Source organism: Sphingobacterium hungaricum (genome assembly GCF_015210005.1).
GTDB lineage: Bacteria > Bacteroidota > Bacteroidia > Sphingobacteriales > Sphingobacteriaceae > Sphingobacterium > Sphingobacterium hungaricum.
Genome location: NZ_MU158698.1, coordinates 2,957,221 through 2,977,612 on the forward strand (window position 1 = coordinate 2,957,221; position 20,392 = coordinate 2,977,612).

Below are 20,392 nucleotides of genomic sequence, written 5' to 3' on the forward strand. Positions count from 1 at the left end.
TTTTGTAGTAATGAATAAATAATGAATTACGGTATCAAAAGTACAAATTTAAACCATTTGCCAAAGGTACTTTTGATAACTTATTCGTTATGTGGAAAAAAATTAATTTGAGAGCGTGCTCTCTTCGTATTGGATTTTTGTTGCAGATTTTTTGTTTTGGCAATCTTCGCAGACACCATACAGATTTAATGAATGATGCTTGATCTCAAATTTTAACAATTCGCCCATCATACTTTGGATCTGATGGATCCTAGGGTCACAAAATTCAACTACTTTATTGCATTCGATGCAGATAATGTGGTCATGCTGCTTGTATCCATAAGATTTCTCAAATTGAGCCATGTTGCGGCCAAATTGATGTTTGGTAACTAAGTCGCATGAAACCAGCAATTCTAACGTGTTATAAACTGTTGCACGACTCACTCGGTACTTCTTGTTTTTCATGTGGATATACAGAGATTCCACATCAAAATGATCTGTTCTTGAATAGATTTCTTCCAAAATCGCATAGCGTTCTGGAGTCTTTCTTAGGTTTTTATTTTCTAAGTAAGCTTCAAAAATCTTTTTGACAGTTTCGTAATTTTCGCCTTGATTCATAGTATAAAATGATTCTATACAAATTTACCATTTTCTAATCAAACTTCAATACCTCTAGAAATTCTGATTTTCGAATGATTTAACTTTCGTATTCAAATCGGGTAACTCCTGTGATACCCGGTATATGTTTTAAATTAATGATTAAATTATCCAATTGTTGCGTGTCATTCACGAAGACCATGATATTTCCTTCGAATATTCCTTCGTTGCTAGAAATGGACAATGAGCGGATGTTGACATTGAATTCATGAGAAATAACCATGGTTATTTTATTCACCAAACCGACATCATCAATTCCAACAATCCGTAAGCCGGTCAAGAATGCCACATCATTTTTCGACGAAGCCCATTTCGCTTTCAAAATACGATAACCGTAATTAGCCATCAATTTTGATGCATTCGGACAACTCGTGCGGTGGATTTTGATGCCATCATTCACTGTTAAAAACCCAAAAATATCATCACCTGGAATTGGATTGCAACAAGGTGCTAGGGTATAGTCGACTTGCTGATAATCATCTCCAATCAAGATGGTGTCAACTTCTTTTTTGTTGATTTTCTCAACTAAACCATTGATATGTGCCTGAAACTGATTGTGGTTCGGGTCTTCTGATTTTTCGCTTGCGACGAATTCGCGCAAGTTTTTGATATCAATTGAGCCTTTGGCAACATTATAAAACAGCTCCTGAGAACTAGGGAACTTAAAGTAGTTCGATATTTTATTGATGTTGTCGGTGTTGTATGTAATTTTTAACGATTTTAATTTTCGTTCTAAAATCTCTTTTCCATCTTCAGCGACACGGCGTTTTTCTTCTTTAAGCGAAGAACGGATTTTTGATTTCGCTTTCGCGGTAACGACAAAATTAAGCCAGTCTTCTTTAGGGGTCTGCTTGCTGGACGTAATGATTTCGACTTGGTCGCCGTTTTGCAATGTATGGCTAAGCGGTACCAGTTTATGATTTACTTTCGCTCCAATACAGGTTGCGCCAATGTCTGAGTGAATTTCAAAAGCAAAATCCAATGCTGTAGCACCATTTGGCAATTGAACCAATGTTCCTTTTGGAGTGAAAATGAAAATTTCATCCGAAAACAAGTTCATTTTGAAATCATCTACGAAATCCAATGCACTTTGCTCGGAATTGCTTAAGATATCGCGAATCTTTTGAATCCAGTTGTCCAATCCAGAATCAGAATTTGATTCTTTGTATTTCCAATGCGCAGCGAAACCTTTTTCAGCGATTTCATTCATTCTGCGCGTCCGAATCTGTACTTCCACCCATTGGCCGCGAGGCCCCATCACCGTAGTGTGCAGGGATTCATAGCCATTTCCTTTCGGAGAAGAAACCCAGTCTCGCAGACGGTCAGGATTCGGACGATACAAATCCGTAATGATGGAATAGACTTTCCAACATTCGGTTTTTTCTTTGTCATCATCCGTGTCAATAATCACACGAATTGCAAATAAATCGTATACCTCTTCAAAAGGAATGGATTTTTTGCGCATTTTATTCCAAATCGAATGGATCGACTTCGGCCTTCCAAAAACAGACGCCTCAATGCCTTGTTCGGCTAATATTTCATTAATAGGCGTAATGAAGTCTGTTACAAATCGTTCACGTTCAGCCTTTTTCTCGTTTAATTTTTTTGCAATGAATTTATACGTATCCGGATCGGTATACTTCATCGATAAATCTTCCAATTCAGATTTAATCGCATACAATCCCAAGCGATGCGCTAGGGGAGCATACAAGTAACTCGTTTCGGAAGCTATTTTAAGCTGTTTATGGCGAGCCATAAACTCCATCGTCCGCATGTTATGCAGTCTGTCCGCCAGCTTAATCAGAATCACGCGCACATCATCCGCCAGTGTCAATAGCATTTTACGGAAATTTTCCGCTTGCATTGAACTGTTCGGGTCAAAAATTCCTGAGATTTTAGTCAATCCATCAATAATTCGGGCAACCTTTTTGCCGAATTGTTCTTCGATGTCTTGTAAAGTTAAATGAGTGTCTTCGACTACGTCATGCAATAATGCACAGACAATTGAAGTTGTACCCAAACCGATTTCTTCAGCAGCGATTTGCGCTACTGCAATTGGATGGTAAATATAAGGTTCGCCTGACTTCCGGCGCATGTCTTTATGACATTCTAAAGCTAGATCGAAAGCTTTACGAATCTGTTGTTTGTCCCCTTTTTGAAGTGTTGGTTTACAAGCTCTTAATAATGCGCGGTATCTTTTTCGAATTTCTTTATTTTCTGCATCTATATCAATCACATATTCTTCCATATATTGCCCTATAGTATTAGGATTTATCCGTTTTAATGTTTAAATTTAACTGTTTAATAATATACAGTTTAATAACTATAAATATACGCATATTTTGTGGATTATTCAAGCTGACTTATTTATCTTAAAAATGAAAAGAGGAATACTTTTTACGCTATTTCTTTTAGGTTTCGTTCTTATTGGTAAAGGACAAACCTTAATTATGCCCCATTATGGGGGAGGTGCTCCCGATACGGTGGGTGTGTATCATACTGCAACATTGGATGATGGGGAAGTTGTGCCACTATTTCCGATTGAGGAAGTTGTCGTGCGCGCGAATTATGTTTGGAAAAGTGAAGATGCACGCCAGCAATATTTGCGTTTGAAACGCAACGTTTTGCGCGTTCTTCCTTATGCGATTTATGCTCAGAAACGTTACCAGCAACTCGATCATGATTTAGCTCTGGCGACAAACAAGCGAGAAGAGAAGCGATTGATTAAAATCTGCGAGGACGAAATCAAATATAAATTCAATACAGAAATTAAAAACCTAACAATTTCTCAGGGAAAAATCCTGATTAAGCTTATCGAACGCCAAACGGGAAATACGAGTTATGAGCTGGTCAAGGATATGAAAGGAGGGATGACGGCCTTTTTGTATCAAGGTATTGCGAAAGTTTTTGGACACAATCTGAAAAGCACCTACAATCCTCAAGAGGAATTTGAAATAGAAAATATCATTCGCTCATACGAACGCACACGTCCGATGGGTGCTCCACCTTATAACTAATTGTTGCCTATGTCTAACAGTATTTACGATTACGAATCTCTTCAGTTTAATGGAAAATTATTGCCATTGGATACGTTTAAGGGCAAAGTTATTTTAATTGTAAATACCGCAAGTCAATGTTACTTTACCAAGCAGTTCAAATCATTAGAAAAGCTGTATCAAACCTATAAAGATCAAGGTTTTGAAATATTGGCTTACCCTTCAAACGATTTTGGCAATCAAGAACCAAAAACAGGATTAAATCTAGAAACTTTTTGCCGAGTCAACCAACAAGTTACTTTTCCTGTATTCAAACGGATTCATGTGGTTGGAGATTATAAAGACCCATTATATACCTATTTGACTGACAAAACTTTGAATGGAACTGTCGATTCTAAACCTAAGTGGAATTTTCATAAATACCTGATTAATAAGGAAGGAAAAGTTGTGGATTTTTATTATTCATTTACGAGCCCGCTTTCGTCAAAAGTCAAAAATAAAATAGAAGAATTACTTTCCGAATAAAGAAAAATCAATTGTTATCTTTGATTTTTTAACACTTAAACGAGCTTAAGAAAATGCAGTTAGATTTATTGGTGATGACCGTCCATCCGGATGATGCTGAATTAGGCGCAGGCGGAACAATTGCAAAATATGTTGCCGAAGGCAAGAAAGTGGGCATTGTGGACCTGACTCGAGGGGAATTGGGAACTCGAGGAACTGCTATAACAAGAGCGAAAGAGGCGGAACATGCGGCTGCGATTCTTGGCGTTTCAGTTCGCGAGAATTTAGAATTGCGCGATGGCTTTTTTATCAATGAAGAAGAAAGCCAGCTTAGGATCATTGAGTGCATCCGTAAATTTAAGCCTGAAATTGTTATCACGAATGCTTTGGACGACCGTCATCCCGATCATGGCCGAGCTAGCAAATTAGTTAATGATGCGCTGTTTTTGTCAGGTTTGAGAAGGATTGAAACCGCAGATAAACATGGAGTAGCGCAAGAAGCATTTCGTCCACGATTGCAATTGCAACTTATTCAAGATAAATACATCAAGCCTGATTTTGTAATTGATATTACAGATTATTGGGACATTAAAGAGCGTTCTATTTTAGCTTATAGTACCCAGTTTAATTCGCAAACCGAAGATGATGAGCCACAAACTTACATCTCAAATCCTGGTTTTATGGATTCTACGCGTGCAAGAGGGCATGAGTTTGGACGTAATATCCAGGTGAAATATGCAGAAGGATTTACCGCAAGAAAAATTTTGGGTATCGAAGATATTTTTACGTTAAGTTAAATTAATGCGTATCGAAGTAATTTCGAATCGCTTCCTCATCCTTCTTAATGTTTTCTTGAAGAACTTCTAAACTTTCAAACCATTCATCGTGACGGATGAAATGCAAGAATTTGATTCGCAATGTTTTATCGTATAAATCATCCTTGAAATCCAATAAGTTTATTTCAATTTTGCGGTTCATGCCATCGACTGTTGGACGTGTTCCGATGTAACACATTCCTTTTGCCATGCGCTCTGGCTGAGGGGTGATGTAATCGCCAGCCGCAATAGATGGTACTTGAGGATAAATTTCCACTTCTACCGCATAAATTCCATAAGCAGGAATCAATTTATGCGACTCATGAACGTTCAGGTTTGCCGTTGGAAAACCAATCGTACGGCCAATTTGGTCACCGCGAACAACTGTTCCTGTCAATTCGAATGAATAACCTAAATATTTATTTGCTGTTTCTACATCGCCTTTGATCAAGGACTCGCGGATACGGGTCGATGATACAGCAACATCTTCAATATCTTGCTCTGGAATCTGCTCGACCTCAAAGTCGAAAATAGAAGACATTTCTTCCAAGTCTTTAATCGTTCCTTGCCTGTCTTTCCCAAAATGGTGATCATATCCAATCACAATCCGTTTACAGCCTAATTTGTTGACTAACACATTGGTAATGTATTCTTCTGGTGTCTGAATAGAAAAATCCCTAGTAAATGGAGTAATGATCAAATGATCAATGCCCTCCAACGCCAATCGATGTGTTTTTTCTTCAATATCATTGATCAATCGAAGACTGTCATCATCTGGATTAATGATGAGGCGTGGGTGAGGGTAGAAGGTCAATAGAACTGTCTCACCTTCGCATTCCTTTGCATTCTCCTTTAAACGACTTAATATTTTTTGGTGACCAATATGAACCCCATCAAATGTACCGATGGTTACAACAGCACTTTTCAACGCTTCAAAATCGTTTAAATTTCTATATATTTTCATTAATACTGGTTCTATTCGTAACTGGATTTATTGGTGCTTCTGCAATTTAATAGCATTAATTAAATCTTCCAAATTCCATGCATTTTCTACCGAAAAATCGCCGCTTTTAGTTCTTCTCAATGAAGAAAGGTAAGCGCCATTATTCAGCTTTTTACCAAAATCACTTGCAATCGACCGAATGTATGTTCCTTTAGAACAGGTAATTCGGAAATGCACTTCTGGTAATTCGATTTTCTCTATAACAAAGTCCTGGATAAAGACTTTACGTAATTTTAATTCTACTTCTTCGCCTCGGCGAGCCTTCTCATACACACGTTCACCATCGATTTTAATCGCCGAATGAGCAGGTGGATATTGTTCATGATCGCCTAAAAATGTCTGTGCTGCCTCAAGGATATCCTGATCTGTAATCGATGAAATATCAAATGTTTGATCGACTTCGGTTTCTAAATCGTAGGATGGTGTCGTCGCACCTAAGGTAATAATTCCCGTATATTCTTTGTCTTCGGCTTGAAAACTGTCGATCTGCTTGGTCATTTTGCCCGTGCAGATAATCAGTAAGCCAGTCGCCAATGGATCTAATGTTCCCGCATGGCCGACTTTTACTTTGACTGGTTTTATACTATTGCGAAGCTTCCCGACAACATCAAAACTTGTCCAGCTAACTGGTTTGTCTACCAATAACATTTGCCCTTCGACAAAGGTAAATTCTTGATTCTCTTTAGTTTCTATCATTTATATAATCTGTAAACTATAGTCGCTCAATAACAACGCTATAATTACAAGCCCAAGCACAATCCGATACCAACCGAAATATTTAAATCCATATTTTGTCAATACGCTGATAAAGGATTTGATGGCGATAATAGCAACTACAAATCCTACTAAGTTTCCGATAACCAATAGATTGATTTCTTCGCCAGTAAACGTATGGCCATCTTTGAAAAACTTCAATAACTTAATGACAGATGCACCGAGCATCATTGGAATCGCTAAAAAGAAAGAGAATTCTGCAGCCGCTTTCCTCGTTAATTTTTGAGTCATCCCCCCAACAATTGTACTTGCCGAACGAGAAGTTCCAGGAATCAATGCTAAACATTGGTACCAGCCAATAATGAATGCTTGTTTGTAAGAAATGTCATCAGAATTGTCAATTGTCGGCTTGTTGAACCATTTGTCAACGAATAATAAAATTACGCCACCAACTACCAGCATCACTGCAACAGTCATTGGGCTTTCCAACAAAGAATCAATAAAATCATTTAACACCAAACCCAAAATAGAAGCTGGAATCGCAGCAACTACCAGTTTGTAATAGAAATCCATTGACCTAAAAAAACGTTTCCAGTAAAGTACCAATACCGAAAGTATGGTTCCTAATTGGATGACAATGGTAAATAATTTGACGAATGCGGTAGGCTCAATTCCCATTAAAGCCGTTCCGATAATCATGTGTCCTGTAGAAGAAACAGGTAAAAATTCTGTTAATCCTTCAATAATTGCTAAAATAATAGCTTCGAAATACGTCATTCTGATTAAATATCCTTGGTTTTAGGTTTGTATAAAATTGCGATGAAACCAATTGCAAATCCAAGAACAACTACGATAGGAGCTAAGGTGATTTTAGTGAAACTATAAATATCTTCTTTTCCCATCATTAAGATAAAGCCTAATGCAACAACAGCGATACTGATAAGAAATAATTGATAATTGATTTTCTTAAATACAAATCCTGCTTTTTCAGAATTGCTAGTTAATGAGGTTTTTTTTGATGTCTGTGCCATTTAAATAGGATAAATAGTTAGTTTTTTGATTAACGATACAAGCTGTTCGATTTGGCTCTTAAATATTTCGTAACCGCAAAATAGGTACTTGCACTTGATATTACAATTCCCAAAAGGATTACAATAACAAAAATCATAGCGAATTCATACCAATCGCGTAAAATTACCAGTTCAGGAACTTGTCTTTGAGCAAATTGAAGCGTAAACAATAACAATAGGATTGCGATAAGTGCACCAATCAATCCATGGATAATCCCATACATGATGTAAGGTCTGCGGATGAAACTTTTAGTAGCACCGATTAATTGCATGCTTTTGATTAAGAAACGTTGAGAATAGATTGCTAAGCGAATCGTATTATTGATTAACGCAACTGCAATCACTAAAAGAATCAAGGTAAACGAAAGTACCACAATACTGATAACGCGAATATTCTTGTTGACCATGTCAATCAATGACTCTTGGTAAACCACTTCTTTAATTCTACTGTTTTTTGAAACTTTATCGATAAACGCATGGATGCTGTCCGTATTTGCGTATTGTTCCTTCATGTAGATATCGATTGAAGGAAGTAAAGGGTTGTGTCCCAAATACTCAACGAAATCTTCGCCCAAATCTTCTTTCAGATTTTTCGCAGCTAATTCTTTGCTAATGTATTCTGTACGCAAGATGTAAGGATCTTTTTCCAAGTCTTTTTGTAAAGACAGCACATCTCCCTCGTTCACATTATCATTCACAATCACATTTAGAACGATATTTTCCTTCACATAGCGCGACAAGTTTTTAGCATGAACTAAAATCAAACCCAATAAACCAGTCATAAGCAATACCAGCGCAATGCTGATTACTGTTGAAACATACACGGATTTTGTTCTTTTTCTTGGCGAGCCCTGATCTATTACTGACATAAAGCTTGTTTAAATATTTATATGATGCGAAAGTAACCATTTCAGATGATTTTTAGAAAAATAATATTGTAAGAAGCTTAAAAATAGCCAAATTGCCTAAAATGTTACAGTCCCGAAAAATTACCCTAATTACTATAACAACGTTTGGGCTTAGATTATTGTTCATAATAAAAAAACGTTACTTTATTTGTGCCAAAATCGCTATTTTCGCATTCTTATAAAAGATGCAAAGGGAATTATGGATTACAATCATCAGTCGATAGAAAAGAAGTGGCAAAAATTTTGGGCGGATAATCAAACTTTTAAAACTGAAAATCAACCTTCAAAACCTAAATATTACGTTTTGGACATGTTCCCATACCCATCCGGAGCTGGTCTCCATGTGGGTCACCCGCTGGGTTACATTGCATCAGATATTTTTGCTCGCTACAAACGACTAAAAGGTTTTAACGTTTTGCATCCCATGGGCTATGATTCGTTTGGTCTTCCAGCAGAACAATATGCTATCCAAACAGGTCAACATCCAGCAATTACGACAGAAACGAATATCAATCGCTATCGCGAACAACTAGATAATATCGGATTTTCGTACGATTGGAATCGTGAAATACGCACTTCTGAAGCGGACTATTACAAATGGACGCAATGGATTTTTACACGTTTATTCAGCTCTTGGTACAATAAAAAATCGGATCAAGCCGAGTCAATCGATGCTTTAGTTGCGTATTTTGAAGTAAATGGTTCACAAGGAATTATTGCTGAATCAGATGATGATGTTTTACATTTTTCTGCGGATGAATGGAAAGCCTTTGATGAAGAAAAACAACAACGTGAATTATTAAAATACAGACTAGCTTATCTACGTGAAAGTACGGTTAACTGGTGTTCGGCATTAGGAACTGTATTAGCAAACGACGAGGTGATCAATGGTGTTTCTGAACGTGGAGGATATCCTGTAGAACAAAAGAAAATGATGCAGTGGTCTATGCGTATCACGGCATATGCAGACCGTTTGTTGAAAGGATTGAATACGGTAGATTGGCCGGATCCTTTGGTTGAGATGCAACGGAATTGGATTGGGAAATCTGTTGGCGCCTTGGTGAAATTTCCGTTATCCCCCCAACCCCCCGAAGGGGGGCTTCCCGATAAAAAAAAATTTGGGTATCTAACCGGTGGAAATAACGCTCATCTTTTACATCCAAAAGCGGTTGAGATGAGAAACAATCCTACTGAAGCAGAAAATGTGCTATGGTTACGATTAAAATCGAAGTCATTAGAAGGTTTCAAATTTAGACAGCAACATTTGATATCCGATTACATAGTTGATTTTGTTTGTTTATCTGAGAAGCTTGTTGTTGAAGTGGATGGAGTTATTCATGACACTCAGGTAGAAGCTGATGAAGAAAGAACGAAGCATCTTAACGATATGGGCTACCAAGTTTTACGCTTCAAGAACGAAGAGGTAATACACCATATTGAAGATGTATTGCAAAAGATAGTATTGAAACTAAAATCAATTCAATCAGATTCTAGCAAGACTAATATTTCTTCGGAAATTGTTCCCCCTTTGGGGGTTAGGGGGATTGAGGTCTTTACAACTCGAGTTGATACGATTTTTGGGGTTTCTTTTGTTGTTTTAGCGCCTGAGCATGACTTGGTGGATGAATTAACGACTGAAGGGCAGAAAGAAGAAATCCAAAATTACATTGATAGAACAAGCAAGAAATCTGAATTAGATCGCATGGCAGATACCAAAACGGTGTCCGGTGCTTTTACAGGTTCTTACGCAAAACATCCAATCACGGGTGAAGATGTTCAGATCTGGATTGCGGATTATGTATTGGCAGGTTACGGAACAGGTGCTGTAATGGCGGTTCCTTCAGGCGACCAGCGCGATTATTTATTTGCAAAGCATTTTAATCTGCCAATTATTGCGATTTCTGATGCTCAAAATATAGATGAAGAGGCCGATCCTACTAAAGAGGGAAAATACATTAATTCAGATTTTATCAATGGAATGGGTTATGACGAGGCTGTCTCGGCTTTAATTCAGCGATTGGAAGAATTGAATTTAGGAAAAGCGAAAATTAATTTCCGCATGCGTGATGCTATCTTTGGCCGTCAGCGTTACTGGGGAGAGCCAGTTCCAGTTTATTTCAAAAATGGATTGCCTTATTTAATCAAGGATGAAGAATTGCCTCTATTGCTTCCAGAGGTTGATAAATATTTGCCAACAGAATCTGGCGAACCGCCTTTGGGCCGTGCTGAAAATTGGAAATACCAAGATCAGTATGAGTATGAGTTAAGCACCATGCCAGGTTGGGCGGGTTCCTCATGGTATTGGTTCAGGTATATGGATCCTTCGAACAATGATGCTATTGCCGATGCTGAAGCAGTAGATTATTGGAAAGCTGTCGATTTATACATTGGTGGTTCTGAGCACGCTACAGGCCATTTGCTATACTCACGCTTTTGGAATAAGTTTTTAAAAGATATTGGATTCCATAATGAAGAAGAACCTTTTAAAAAGCTGATTAATCAAGGGATGATTCAGGGTCGATCTAACTTTGTTTATCGGTTGCTAAATGATGAAGGTCAGGCCACGAGTACGTTCGTTTCAGCAGGATTGAAAAATGAATACAAAACAATTCCATTACACGTTGATGTAAATATTGTGCACAACGATATTTTGGATTTAGAGAAGTTCAGACAATTCAGACCGGATTTTTCTGATGCAGAATTTATTTTGGAAAACGGAAAATATCATTGTGGTACGGAGGTTGAAAAAATGTCTAAATCGAAGTACAACGTAGTAAATCCAGATGATATCATCGAAACTTACGGTGCTGATACCTTACGTTTATATGAAATGTTTTTGGGTCCGTTGGAACAAGCAAAACCTTGGAATACAAATGGCATCGAAGGCGTTTACAAATTCTTGCGCAAACTATGGCGATTGTTTCATGATGCTGAAGGTAATTTTTCGGTATCGGATGAAGAACCAACCAAAGCGGAATACAAAGCCTTGCATAAAATCATTAAAAAAGTGGAAGATGATATTGAACGGTTTTCGTTTAATACCTCCGTTTCAGCTTTCATGATCTGTGTAAATGAGCTAACAGATTTGAAATCCAATAAACGCAAGATTTTACAAGATTTAATCATCGTATTAGAACCTTATGCTCCGCATATCGTCGAAGAATTGTGGTCACTTTTAGGAAACGAAGCTGGAACAATTTCTTACGCTGATTATCCGGTATTTAATGCAGATTACTTAATTGAGTCTGAATTTGCCTATCCTGTTTCAATTAATGGTAAAATGAAATTGAACCTATCGCTAGCATTGGATTTAGACGCAAAAGCTGTAGAGGAAATTGTGCTGTCAAATGAATCTGTGCAAAAATATCTAGATGGAAAGCCGATTAAAAAACTGATTTTCGTTAAAGGCAAGATTATTAATATTGTAATCTAAAGAAAATGACCAAGCTAATACTTGGTCATTTTCGTTTTCTGTAGCTTTTTCATCCGATGAGCCATTTTGATAGCGAATCATGGTTCTCATCATCAGAAATTTTTTATTTTGGTTATCCGCATTGCTTAAGATTGCTAAGAATAACCAACCATCTTTTGCCATAAAATTGAATATCTGCGCTTCGTTGGCGAAGGTTTTGATATTGCCGTAGGCATCCTTAATAAACAGATTATCTTTGTCTAAAATAATTGCGTGATAATTTCGACTGCTTTTATCGTAAACAATTTCTAAGACTATATATTCTTCTTTCTGAGTGCGATCTGGCTCTTGTGCTTTTAATTGCATCGCAATTAGGAGCATCATTGTTGCTAATATTATTTTCATTTTAGTAATATTTATTGGTACTAAAATATAGAAAATCAAAACATTGAATTCCTTTCGTTCGGACTTTAAATTAGATTTAACTAATTTTTACTTTGATTTACAATCTTGGAAATTAGGGCGTTAATAATTTCCATATGGAAGAATTTTTCAAAAAAAATCGGATAAGTGTTGAAGGCTTATCCGATAGCTAGCTTTTGAAAAATATTAGTTCGCAACGACTTTTCCAGAAGAACTCGTGTCGACCGTTTTTGTTTTTGGATTTCCAGTATAGACAATTCTGGCACTTGAGCTAGCTTTCGCCGTTATCGCGTCAGACACTGATATGGAAGCATCGCTAGAAGAGCTTGCATAAATAGTCGCGTTTTTGGTTTTTAATCCAGAAAGGTCGGCTGTTCCGCTTGAAGAACTTTCAATCGTTGTGTTTTGTGCTGAACCTCTTATCACAGCATCTGCACTGCTTGATACTTTGCATGCCAAATCCGATACTTGAACAGTCGCTTTTAAATTCGCAGAAGAACTGACATCAACAGCCAGATTAGAAGCTTTAACGTTTGCCGTCAATGTGCCCGAAGAATTGACTGAAAGGCTTACATTTGATGATTCGACCAATGGTGCGATAGTCAATCGTGCTGAAGATGATACTGAAATATTTTTCAATTTATTCGGGCCATATACTACTGCTCTTACATTTCGGATTGATTTGCCCTGATTGTTTTCAATTCTGATTTCTAAAGTTCCATTGACTACTTCTGTTTTTACGTATTTTAGATGATCTGCATTATCTGCAGAAACAACAACTTCATTTTTATCTGAATGAATATAGTCAGCCTGAATGGAAGTCGCTACCATGATGCCCGAGAAATGTCCTACTTTACGGGTTTGTTGTGCAAAAAGAGTTGTCGAGATAAAAAGTACGAGCAGAGTTAATGTTGTTTTCATTTAATTTGATTTTAGTGATATAATTTGTTTCAATCTTAACAGAACATATTGTTAAGACGCAAAGATTCATTATTCGTTGCATGTGCCAAATGCAAAATAAATTTTATTTATCATTAATCTTGTTTGTAAACTACTAAGTTTCTAAAATGCGCCTCAGTATCTGGACCAATCCACAAACCAATACTGCCTTTAAGAGCAGGTCCATGTTTCAAATCGTTTACGATTAATGAAGGCTGAGAAGCACCATGTAAATAGAGCTTAGCCGAACTGTTTTCGACAACAATCTTGACTTTTGTCCATTTGCCCACTTCCAAATCGGAATAGGACTCGTATTTCTTTGGTGTTTCTTCTCTTAATCTATGCCAAGGATATTCTGGATATGAAATGTATTGAAGGGAATGATTTCTTCTGACCTGATCATCCGCTCTTCCATTGGAAGGTCTTAAATAAAAACATTCAAATTTGGAATTCTGCTCATCGATTCTAAATGCAATTCCAACAAACCCTCGCGCATCTTCGGACGAATTCGGCATCACATCTCCTGCCAATTCGACTTCGATAACACCATTATGAAAATTTCGGGTGTCAATTTTGCAAAGCGCAATTCAGAATCTTGTCCACGGATATTATCTATAACTTTTATCCCATGCTTTGCTTCAAATTTTTCAAGAAGCAAAACAACATTAACCGGAGTCAGTTCTTCAGTATTTCTTAATGAATAAGCGGATTTGCTTGATTGGCAAATTGCTGAACTGCAAATAAATAAAAATAAAAATGAGTGCACTATTGTTTTCATGTCTACAGTGAATTAAGTAGACTAATTTAATGAAATTACCATAAAAAAAGGCATAGAGTAGCCGAATCAATTATTTTGTCTGAAAAATTATTCTGAATATAATACCTTAATCACTTCAGCTGTCATTTCCTTTGAAAATCCATTTGTCAACAGTTCGTACGAAGAACTTAAAACTTGGTTTTTTGCTAAGCGATATGCGCTGATATCAACTTTTCCAAATTCAAATTTTGATTCGGTAGTTTCTAAAGAACGTTTGGAATAAGCTAGACTTTCGGCTAAAATCGGTTCTAGCGACTGGAATTGAACAAGTTTTCTTCGCTCATTTTGAAACTGATTGTGTACCTCAATTTCTGTCTTTTTAATCAACTGTTCTTGTTCCAAAATCTGTATGCTTTTCTTTGTGCGATTGCGTAAGTTGTCTCCACGGGAGTAAATAGGAATACTCAAACCTAAGCCCAAGAATTGATTTTTGTTATCCTTTAATTGTGAACCAAATTGAAAAGACGTGCGGAAAATATTGTCGATGGCATTGGAATAAAAGGTGTTGTATGAATATGAAAGCCTTAAATTGGGCAGATACGCGCTAAGAAGCTGTTTATATTCCTCTTCTAGTTTTAATTTAGCGAGTTCCTCTTTGTGAATTCTAGGGTCATTTGTGATCGAGTCTGCTAAAGCAATCAAAGAAATTTCTGGATTATTCAATAGCAAGGTTTCATCGGCTTTGCCATCCGAAACATTTAGCCATTGCAGTAAAATCATTTTTTTATTCAACTCATCTTGTACAGCTTGCTCAACAAGTTTCTTTTCATTGCTATACAATACCTGAATATCGTATTCATCGCTGACCGGCTTTGCACCTTCCAATACTTCATTTTTGATGCGATTGACTTGCTCTTCCGAATTTATTATTTGCTGTTGGATAACTTTTTTCCATTCTTGCGAAGCAAGAGCTTCATAATAATACGTTATCAGCGTCAAAAGGTATTCTTGTTCGACTATTTCTTTATTGGCCAGAGCCAGCTGATAATCTTTCTCTTGAATTTTGGATTCTCTCAACTCAGAAAAGTTAAACAAATTGACTTCCGATTGTACAAAGAAATTGTCGTATTGAAAATTTGCCGTAATCCGATTATTTGTTGCGGGGTCGATGGCCGAACCCAAATCGTAATTGTGGTTTATTCCGCCCGCAAGTCTTGGTAAAAAACGGGATGCTGTCGAACGTTTGCTTTTTTCTGCAAATGCAATGCGCATCTGTTCGATTTTAAAAGTCAGGTTATTCTCGATTCCTATCTGCATGCATTCTGCTAAGGTCAACTGCTGTTGAGCGACTCCCCAAACAGGAAGCCACAACAACAGTACTAAAACTAAACAAAATTTGTTATTCATATTTCAAATAATTTATTGCTTTTAAACGCGAAGCACGATTGGCTTATTCGTATTTAAGGTAAGTCAATGCATTGATTTTTGTCGCGCGATAGGCCTTAGATAGCACTACCGATAAAGTCAAAATCAATAGAGTCACAAACGAAATAACAAAAGCATTTATGGGCATATCGATGCGATAAGCGAAATTATTCAGCCAGTCTTGCATAAAATAATATGCAGGAATGATGGCAAGTAAAAAGCCGATGATGCACATCAGGATATATTCTTTAGAAAGGCTTCTGAGCAGGGAAGGAGCTTCAGCACCCAAAACTTTGCGTATCGAAATTTCTTTATACCGTCGCTCAATAGTGAATGATGCCAAAGCGAATAATCCAAAAAGAGCAATACAGACAACGACTAGACTAAGTGTTGCAAAAAGGTTTCGTTGTTTAACAAAATCACCGTAAGTTTTAGCAAACTTCTTATCCACAAATTCATAATCGAAAGGATAAGTTTTATCAACTCTGCTTTTCCAAAATTCTTCGATCGACGAAATAGTTTTTTCCATATCATCTTCCGAAATTTTGATATGGATTGTGTTGACAAAATTGCCCATCCATGCGATGGTTTTTACATGAGAAATCAAGATTGGAGAAACTTTACGCTCAAGGCCAGAGACATAAAAATCTTTTACTACGCCGACAATTTTAAATTGCTGATCTCCATTCCACACAAATGTCTTATTCAAAATAGTTGAGTCGTTTGCCTTTTTGACAAAGGCTTCATTCACTAAGACATTCTCCACGGAGTCAGACGTTATTTTAGCATCTAAGCCTCGACCTTCCAAAATTTTAAAATCTAATAGTTTGTCGATTGCGAAATCAGTGGCGAGGTTGGAAACAGCGATATCTTTTTCCCCATATTTTCCGCTGGTAGAAATATAGATTCCGGAACCAATATTCATGGTACTGATATTGACGTCTAGAACGCCTGGAGTTTTTAGTAAGTCATTCTTAAAGCTCTCGTAAAATTGATATTTATCTTTGTTTGAAGCGACTTTATATTTTACATCAATCACTTGTGCTCCCGAAAATCCAAGGTCTTTCGTGATCATATAATCGACTTGCTGGTAAATAATGTATCCGCAGATTACAAATAGAAATGAAATCGCAAATTGCACTGTCAGAATAGATTTCCTGAACCAACTGTTCTTTTTGCTTGAAGAAACCTGTCCTTTTAGCGCGTTTAGTAAACTGTATTTTGCAAAATAAATGGATGGTAAAATACCAGAAATAATAAAAACGCTTAAAAATAGAGGAACTAATAGTTTGAATGAACTAAAAATATTCAAACTTAAATTTTTTGTCAGCAAGTCGTTGTAAGCTGGTAGACTGAGTTCCGAAATTGTCAGGCCAATTAAAAATACACAAGAAATGACTAAAAAGGATTCAAAAATAAATTGTGCGGATATGGATTTTCTATCAGCGCCATTGCTTAAACGGATTCCCATCTCTTTTATCCGTTTAATTTGTTGGGCAGTCGTTAGGTTTATGTAATTCATGATTGAAACCAATAAAATCAACAAGGATACTGCAACATTTACCACTAAAAATTTGTAGTTCGCGTGTCCTAGATGGAATCCCGTTATTTTAGCTTCAAGTCTTAACGTAGATAATTTATTCAAATCATATTTTGCAGGTGAATTCTTTTCTAAATACTCCTCCAATGTTAGACCCTCATCTTTTGCATAAATTGCATAGGTATTTTTTGTTTCTAATGCTTCGATTTCGTTAAGCATTTCGCTTTTAGAAAGTACATCGCTTTTCAAAAGAAGGCCATATGTAGACCAATTCCATTCGCTCGACTTTTCAGCCAATACGTTGTCCATTCCTAACCTGATGGAAGAAGGGCTTAGCGTTGTGTATTTGGGAAGTTTATAGACAAGCTTAACGACCGATGTAATCGTATCCTTATTAGCTATTATTTTATTTATTGCTGGCTTATCTTTGAAAAGTTTACTAGCTTCCTGCTGTTCTAAAGCAATAGCGTTTGGATTATTTATAAAATCCTGCACCGACCCTTCTATAATTTCAAATGGAAAGAAGTCGAAAAAATTTGTTTGTACCCGGATACCATTTTCGTTATCAAGCCTCCGGTCATCCGCAAACAGCAAGTCGAGTTGCTGATCATTTTCCCAATAGGAGTAATCTAGTCTATCACCAAAATGATCTTTTAAAGCTGGGCCCAATGGTGCCTGAACGGTAATTCCACCTCCACCTCCTACAACTTCATAAATTTCATCTTTGTAGGGATTCCATTGGTCGTATTGATGTTCTTCAATCCAGTATAGACTGCTCAATACTACAGCTGAAATTCCAATTCCTAATCCGAATACTGTAAGCAAAAAGTACAATAAATTATGTCTTGTATTGTACAGAAATATTTTAAACCAGTTCTTTAACATAGCGTAGTGTTATTTTAATAATCTAATCCCCATAACCCCCGAAGGGGGAACTATTTCGGAAAGTTTTTTTCCCTAACCCATAAAAGATTAATTATCGTTTAAATTCTTTCCACTTTTTTACTTTTTACTTTTGAATTTTTACTTAACCAAAAACATCCACCACCTTATAATTTGCTCGTTCTGATAAAATTTGTCCATCTTTCATCAAAATGATTTTTTGAGAAAATGAAGCATCATGTTCTGAGTGGGTAACCATTAAAATAGTTGCGCCTTGCGCATGTAAAGAAGTTAATAGCTCCATTACTTCATTTCCATTTACGCTATCCAGATTTCCGGTAGGTTCATCCGCAAGAATAATTTTCGGATTATTGATCAAGGCGCGAGCTACAGCTACACGTTGTTGCTGACCACCAGATAATTGTTGAGGGTGATGTTGCAGACGATGTACAATATTTAGCTTTTCAGCAATCTCATTGACGCGAACTTTTCTTTCAGAAACAGGAACTTTATTGTAAATCAATGGCAATTCAATGTTGTCATACACATTCAATTCATCGATCAAATTAAAATTCTGAAAGATAAATCCAATATTCGCCTTGCGGATTCTCGAGCGTTCGGTTTCATTCAAACCTGCAATCTCATTATCCAATAATTGATACGATCCTGAATTAAAATCATCCAATAAGCCGATAATATTCAGCAATGTCGATTTTCCGCATCCAGAGGGTCCCATAATGGAAATAAATTCTCCAGATTTAATTTGTAACTGAATAGCATTCAATGCTTTTGTTTGTATTTCTTCAGTCACGAATACTTTTGTTAGGTCTTTAATAGTTATCATCCCCCTATCCCCCGAAGGGGGAACTATTGTTGAAACTCTTTCCATATTTTTTACTTTTTTTTTCTGCTTTTTTTTAATTTCATCAGTATCTTTTTTTTGGCTAACCACAAAGCTTTACAAAGATTTTTTCACAAAGAATTGCAAAGCTAGCCTCAAAATCTATATACTAAATACTAGCTACTATATACTTTAAAATAGTCTTTCCACATTTTTTACTTTTTACTTTTGAATTTTTACTTTAAAACTCCAATTTCTCCACATTTTTATAGTCATCATAGTTTGAAACAATGATCTGTTCATTTTCTTTTAAGCCTGAAATTACTTCATAATAATAGGGATTCTCACGCCCTAATTCAATGATTCTTCTTTCGGCAGAATTACCGTTTACGACAAATATCCATTTTCCTTGCGAAGCACTGTTAAAACTTCCTTTCGGAATCACCAATTTTTGTTCTTTTCCGGATAAGATCAGTTTAACTCCGAATGATAAACCTTCCTGCAAACCTTCTGGCTGTTTTTCAATAAATTGCAGTTCTATTTTAAACTGTCCATTTTTTACCTCGGGCAAAATTTTTGTCACCTGAATTTGCGTTACCTTTCCCTTCACTTCAATTTGCCCATTCTGTCCGGTATTTATTTTATCTAAATAAAATTCATCAACCATCGCTGTCAGTTTGTATCCTTTCAATACATCTACTTTTCCAATGCTGGTACCAGCAACTACAGTTTCTCCAAGATTAGCTTCAAATGAACTCAATCGACCAGAAACTGGAGCAAGCACCAAAAAGTTCTTTTTATTTTCTCTTAAAGCTTCTAAACTTCGTTCCATCGTTGCCAAAGATTGATTGATTTGATTTACCTGTACTGAATTTGCTTGCTGTTCTCTTTTTAAACTTTCTTGGATAATTGCCTTTCTTTCCTTTTGGTAGCGCAGTTTTTCTTCTGTCGCTTCCCACTCATTTTTAGCTAAAATTTTCTTGTTATAAAGTTTTTCATTTAAGTCATACTCCAATTTGCTGTTGTTATAGTCATGGTCTATCAAAACCAATTCTTTGTTCATTTCCAGCTCTTGATTTCGGATAGTCAGTTTGGACACATTAAGTTGATTCATCTGTTCGATTATCGCTGTTTCTTGCGAAAGATAATTAAACTCTGTGTTTGGGTTATATAATCTTGCGATAGGCATTCCCGCTGTGACTATTGCTCCATTCTCAACAAATAATTCTTGGACCGCTCCGCCTTCCACAATATTGACAAGCATGGAATGCAGAGGTTCTACCTGCGCCTGAAAAATCACAAAATCCTCAAAACTATCCATTTTCACTGCCTTGATTAATAATTCTTGCTTATTTACTTTTAGCGTTTTTGGTCGGGTTATCATGTAAGCTCCCAAGCCGACCAAGCTAAATATTCCAATAAAAGCAAGGGCAATGTATTGTTTTTTTTTATTTTTACGAGGAATTCTAGTGTCCATTAAATCATGTTGTTAACTGATTTTTGTGGACGAAAATTTATGCCACGCGA

The 20,392-nt window shown here is 36.5% G+C and carries 19 protein-coding genes; 4 read left to right on the plus strand and 15 right to left on the minus strand.

Going from position 1 to position 20,392, the window contains the following annotated elements; translation table 11 throughout:
* Window positions 1-102 precede the first annotated feature (102 nt).
* Both C4F49_RS16140 and C4F49_RS16145 read right to left on the minus strand, forming a co-directional pair.
* Complete coding sequence (locus C4F49_RS16140; protein ID WP_196936868.1) at window positions 103-597, minus strand: Fur family transcriptional regulator; 495 nt, start codon at window positions 595-597, stop codon at window positions 103-105.
* A gap of 79 nt (window positions 598-676) precedes the next feature.
* The gene (locus tag C4F49_RS16145) at window positions 677-2,884 is read right to left on the minus strand and encodes a RelA/SpoT family protein (RefSeq protein ID WP_196936869.1); all 2,208 of its coding nucleotides are present in this window, start codon (window positions 2,882-2,884) and stop codon (window positions 677-679) included.
* Window positions 2,885-3,014: 130 nt separating this feature from the next.
* On the opposite strand from C4F49_RS16145, the gene C4F49_RS16150 reads away from it, so the two are divergent.
* The 3 genes from C4F49_RS16150 to bshB1 are packed head-to-tail and all read left to right on the plus strand — an operon-like array spanning window position 3,015 to window position 4,933.
* Window positions 3,015-3,653, plus strand: a complete 639-nt coding sequence (locus C4F49_RS16150; protein WP_196936870.1) for a DUF4294 domain-containing protein — start codon at window positions 3,015-3,017, stop codon at window positions 3,651-3,653.
* A gap of 9 nt (window positions 3,654-3,662) precedes the next feature.
* On the plus strand, window positions 3,663-4,157 hold the full coding sequence (locus C4F49_RS16155) for a glutathione peroxidase (protein WP_196936871.1): 495 nt from the start codon (window positions 3,663-3,665) through the stop codon (window positions 4,155-4,157).
* A 53-nt stretch (window positions 4,158-4,210) separates the two neighbouring features.
* Window positions 4,211-4,933 (plus strand): bacillithiol biosynthesis deacetylase BshB1, encoded by a 723-nt coding sequence (gene bshB1, locus C4F49_RS16160; protein ID WP_196936872.1) that lies wholly within the window; start codon window positions 4,211-4,213, stop codon window positions 4,931-4,933.
* A 1-nt stretch (window position 4,934) separates the two neighbouring features.
* On the opposite strand, the gene C4F49_RS16165 is transcribed toward bshB1, so the two are convergent.
* From C4F49_RS16165 to C4F49_RS16185, 5 genes are read right to left on the minus strand one after another with little or no spacing between them, the layout of a single operon-like run.
* Entirely contained in the window at window positions 4,935-5,915 is a 981-nt protein-coding gene (locus tag C4F49_RS16165) for a bifunctional riboflavin kinase/FAD synthetase (RefSeq protein ID WP_196936873.1), read from the minus strand.
* A 27-nt stretch (window positions 5,916-5,942) separates the two neighbouring features.
* Window positions 5,943-6,650 carry a tRNA pseudouridine(55) synthase TruB gene (truB, locus tag C4F49_RS16170; RefSeq protein ID WP_196936874.1) on the minus strand — a complete coding sequence of 236 codons (708 nt, stop codon included), beginning with the start codon at window positions 6,648-6,650 and terminating at the stop codon, window positions 5,943-5,945.
* Window positions 6,651-7,445: an undecaprenyl-diphosphate phosphatase gene (locus C4F49_RS16175; protein WP_196936875.1), complete on the minus strand. Its 795-nt coding sequence runs from the start codon at window positions 7,443-7,445 to the stop codon at window positions 6,651-6,653.
* A gap of 5 nt (window positions 7,446-7,450) precedes the next feature.
* Window positions 7,451-7,699: a DUF3098 domain-containing protein gene (locus C4F49_RS16180; RefSeq protein WP_196936876.1), complete on the minus strand. Its 249-nt coding sequence runs from the start codon at window positions 7,697-7,699 to the stop codon at window positions 7,451-7,453.
* A gap of 29 nt (window positions 7,700-7,728) precedes the next feature.
* Window positions 7,729-8,607: a cell division protein FtsX gene (locus C4F49_RS16185; protein ID WP_196936877.1), complete on the minus strand. Its 879-nt coding sequence runs from the start codon at window positions 8,605-8,607 to the stop codon at window positions 7,729-7,731.
* Between the two features lie 238 nt (window positions 8,608-8,845).
* On the opposite strand from C4F49_RS16185, the gene leuS reads away from it, so the two are divergent.
* On the plus strand, window positions 8,846-12,079 hold the full coding sequence (gene leuS, locus C4F49_RS16190) for a leucine--tRNA ligase (RefSeq protein ID WP_196936878.1): 3,234 nt from the start codon (window positions 8,846-8,848) through the stop codon (window positions 12,077-12,079).
* Here leuS and C4F49_RS16195 read toward each other — a convergent pair.
* The 8 genes from C4F49_RS16195 to C4F49_RS16230 all read right to left on the minus strand — a co-directional run bounded on the left by C4F49_RS16195 (window position 12,014) and on the right by C4F49_RS16230 (window position 20,342).
* Window positions 12,014-12,463 carry a hypothetical protein gene (locus tag C4F49_RS16195; RefSeq protein ID WP_196936879.1) on the minus strand — a complete coding sequence of 150 codons (450 nt, stop codon included), beginning with the start codon at window positions 12,461-12,463 and terminating at the stop codon, window positions 12,014-12,016. The two genes, leuS and C4F49_RS16195, sit on opposite strands and share 66 nt — an antisense overlap.
* Window positions 12,464-12,667: 204 nt before the next feature.
* Window positions 12,668-13,402 carry a GIN domain-containing protein gene (locus tag C4F49_RS16200; RefSeq protein WP_196936880.1) on the minus strand — a complete coding sequence of 245 codons (735 nt, stop codon included), beginning with the start codon at window positions 13,400-13,402 and terminating at the stop codon, window positions 12,668-12,670.
* Window positions 13,403-13,515: 113 nt separating this feature from the next.
* Complete coding sequence (locus tag C4F49_RS16205) at window positions 13,516-13,950, minus strand: hypothetical protein (protein ID WP_196936881.1); 435 nt, start codon at window positions 13,948-13,950, stop codon at window positions 13,516-13,518.
* Entirely contained in the window at window positions 13,935-14,198 is a 264-nt protein-coding gene (locus C4F49_RS16210) for a hypothetical protein (RefSeq protein ID WP_196936882.1), read from the minus strand. Before C4F49_RS16210 ends, C4F49_RS16205 begins: the two co-directional genes overlap by 16 nt.
* Before the next feature lie 87 nt (window positions 14,199-14,285).
* Entirely contained in the window at window positions 14,286-15,584 is a 1,299-nt protein-coding gene (locus tag C4F49_RS16215; protein ID WP_196936883.1) for a TolC family protein, read from the minus strand.
* 43 nt (window positions 15,585-15,627) lie between these two features.
* Complete coding sequence (locus C4F49_RS16220) at window positions 15,628-18,027, minus strand: ABC transporter permease (RefSeq protein ID WP_196936884.1); 2,400 nt, start codon at window positions 18,025-18,027, stop codon at window positions 15,628-15,630.
* Window positions 18,028-18,169: 142 nt separating this feature from the next.
* A complete protein-coding gene (locus C4F49_RS16225) occupies window positions 18,170-18,868 on the minus strand; it encodes an ABC transporter ATP-binding protein (RefSeq protein WP_196937299.1) in 699 nt (232 codons plus the stop codon).
* A 238-nt stretch (window positions 18,869-19,106) separates the two neighbouring features.
* A complete protein-coding gene (locus C4F49_RS16230; protein WP_196936885.1) occupies window positions 19,107-20,342 on the minus strand; it encodes an efflux RND transporter periplasmic adaptor subunit in 1,236 nt (411 codons plus the stop codon).
* Window positions 20,343-20,392 lie beyond the last annotated feature (50 nt).

Coding starts and splice junctions, on each gene's coding strand:
- C4F49_RS16140 (WP_196936868.1), bottom strand. CDS start 597: ATGAATCAAGGCGAAAATTACGAAACTGTCAAAAAGATTTTTGAAGCT.
- C4F49_RS16145 (WP_196936869.1), bottom strand. CDS start 2,884: ATGGAAGAATATGTGATTGATATAGATGCAGAAAATAAAGAAATTCGA.
- C4F49_RS16150 (WP_196936870.1), top strand. CDS start 3,015: ATGAAAAGAGGAATACTTTTTACGCTATTTCTTTTAGGTTTCGTTCTT.
- C4F49_RS16155 (WP_196936871.1), top strand. CDS start 3,663: ATGTCTAACAGTATTTACGATTACGAATCTCTTCAGTTTAATGGAAAA.
- bshB1 (WP_196936872.1), top strand. CDS start 4,211: ATGCAGTTAGATTTATTGGTGATGACCGTCCATCCGGATGATGCTGAA.
- C4F49_RS16165 (WP_196936873.1), bottom strand. CDS start 5,915: ATGAAAATATATAGAAATTTAAACGATTTTGAAGCGTTGAAAAGTGCT.
- truB (WP_196936874.1), bottom strand. CDS start 6,650: ATGATAGAAACTAAAGAGAATCAAGAATTTACCTTTGTCGAAGGGCAA.
- C4F49_RS16175 (WP_196936875.1), bottom strand. CDS start 7,445: ATGACGTATTTCGAAGCTATTATTTTAGCAATTATTGAAGGATTAACA.
- C4F49_RS16180 (WP_196936876.1), bottom strand. CDS start 7,699: ATGGCACAGACATCAAAAAAAACCTCATTAACTAGCAATTCTGAAAAA.
- C4F49_RS16185 (WP_196936877.1), bottom strand. CDS start 8,607: ATGTCAGTAATAGATCAGGGCTCGCCAAGAAAAAGAACAAAATCCGTG.
- leuS (WP_196936878.1), top strand. CDS start 8,846: ATGGATTACAATCATCAGTCGATAGAAAAGAAGTGGCAAAAATTTTGG.
- C4F49_RS16195 (WP_196936879.1), bottom strand. CDS start 12,463: ATGAAAATAATATTAGCAACAATGATGCTCCTAATTGCGATGCAATTA.
- C4F49_RS16200 (WP_196936880.1), bottom strand. CDS start 13,402: ATGAAAACAACATTAACTCTGCTCGTACTTTTTATCTCGACAACTCTT.
- C4F49_RS16210 (WP_196936882.1), bottom strand. CDS start 14,198: ATGAAAACAATAGTGCACTCATTTTTATTTTTATTTATTTGCAGTTCA.
- C4F49_RS16215 (WP_196936883.1), bottom strand. CDS start 15,584: ATGAATAACAAATTTTGTTTAGTTTTAGTACTGTTGTTGTGGCTTCCT.
- C4F49_RS16220 (WP_196936884.1), bottom strand. CDS start 18,027: ATGTTAAAGAACTGGTTTAAAATATTTCTGTACAATACAAGACATAAT.
- C4F49_RS16225 (WP_196937299.1), bottom strand. CDS start 18,868: ATGATAACTATTAAAGACCTAACAAAAGTATTCGTGACTGAAGAAATA.
- C4F49_RS16230 (WP_196936885.1), bottom strand. CDS start 20,342: ATGGACACTAGAATTCCTCGTAAAAATAAAAAAAAACAATACATTGCC.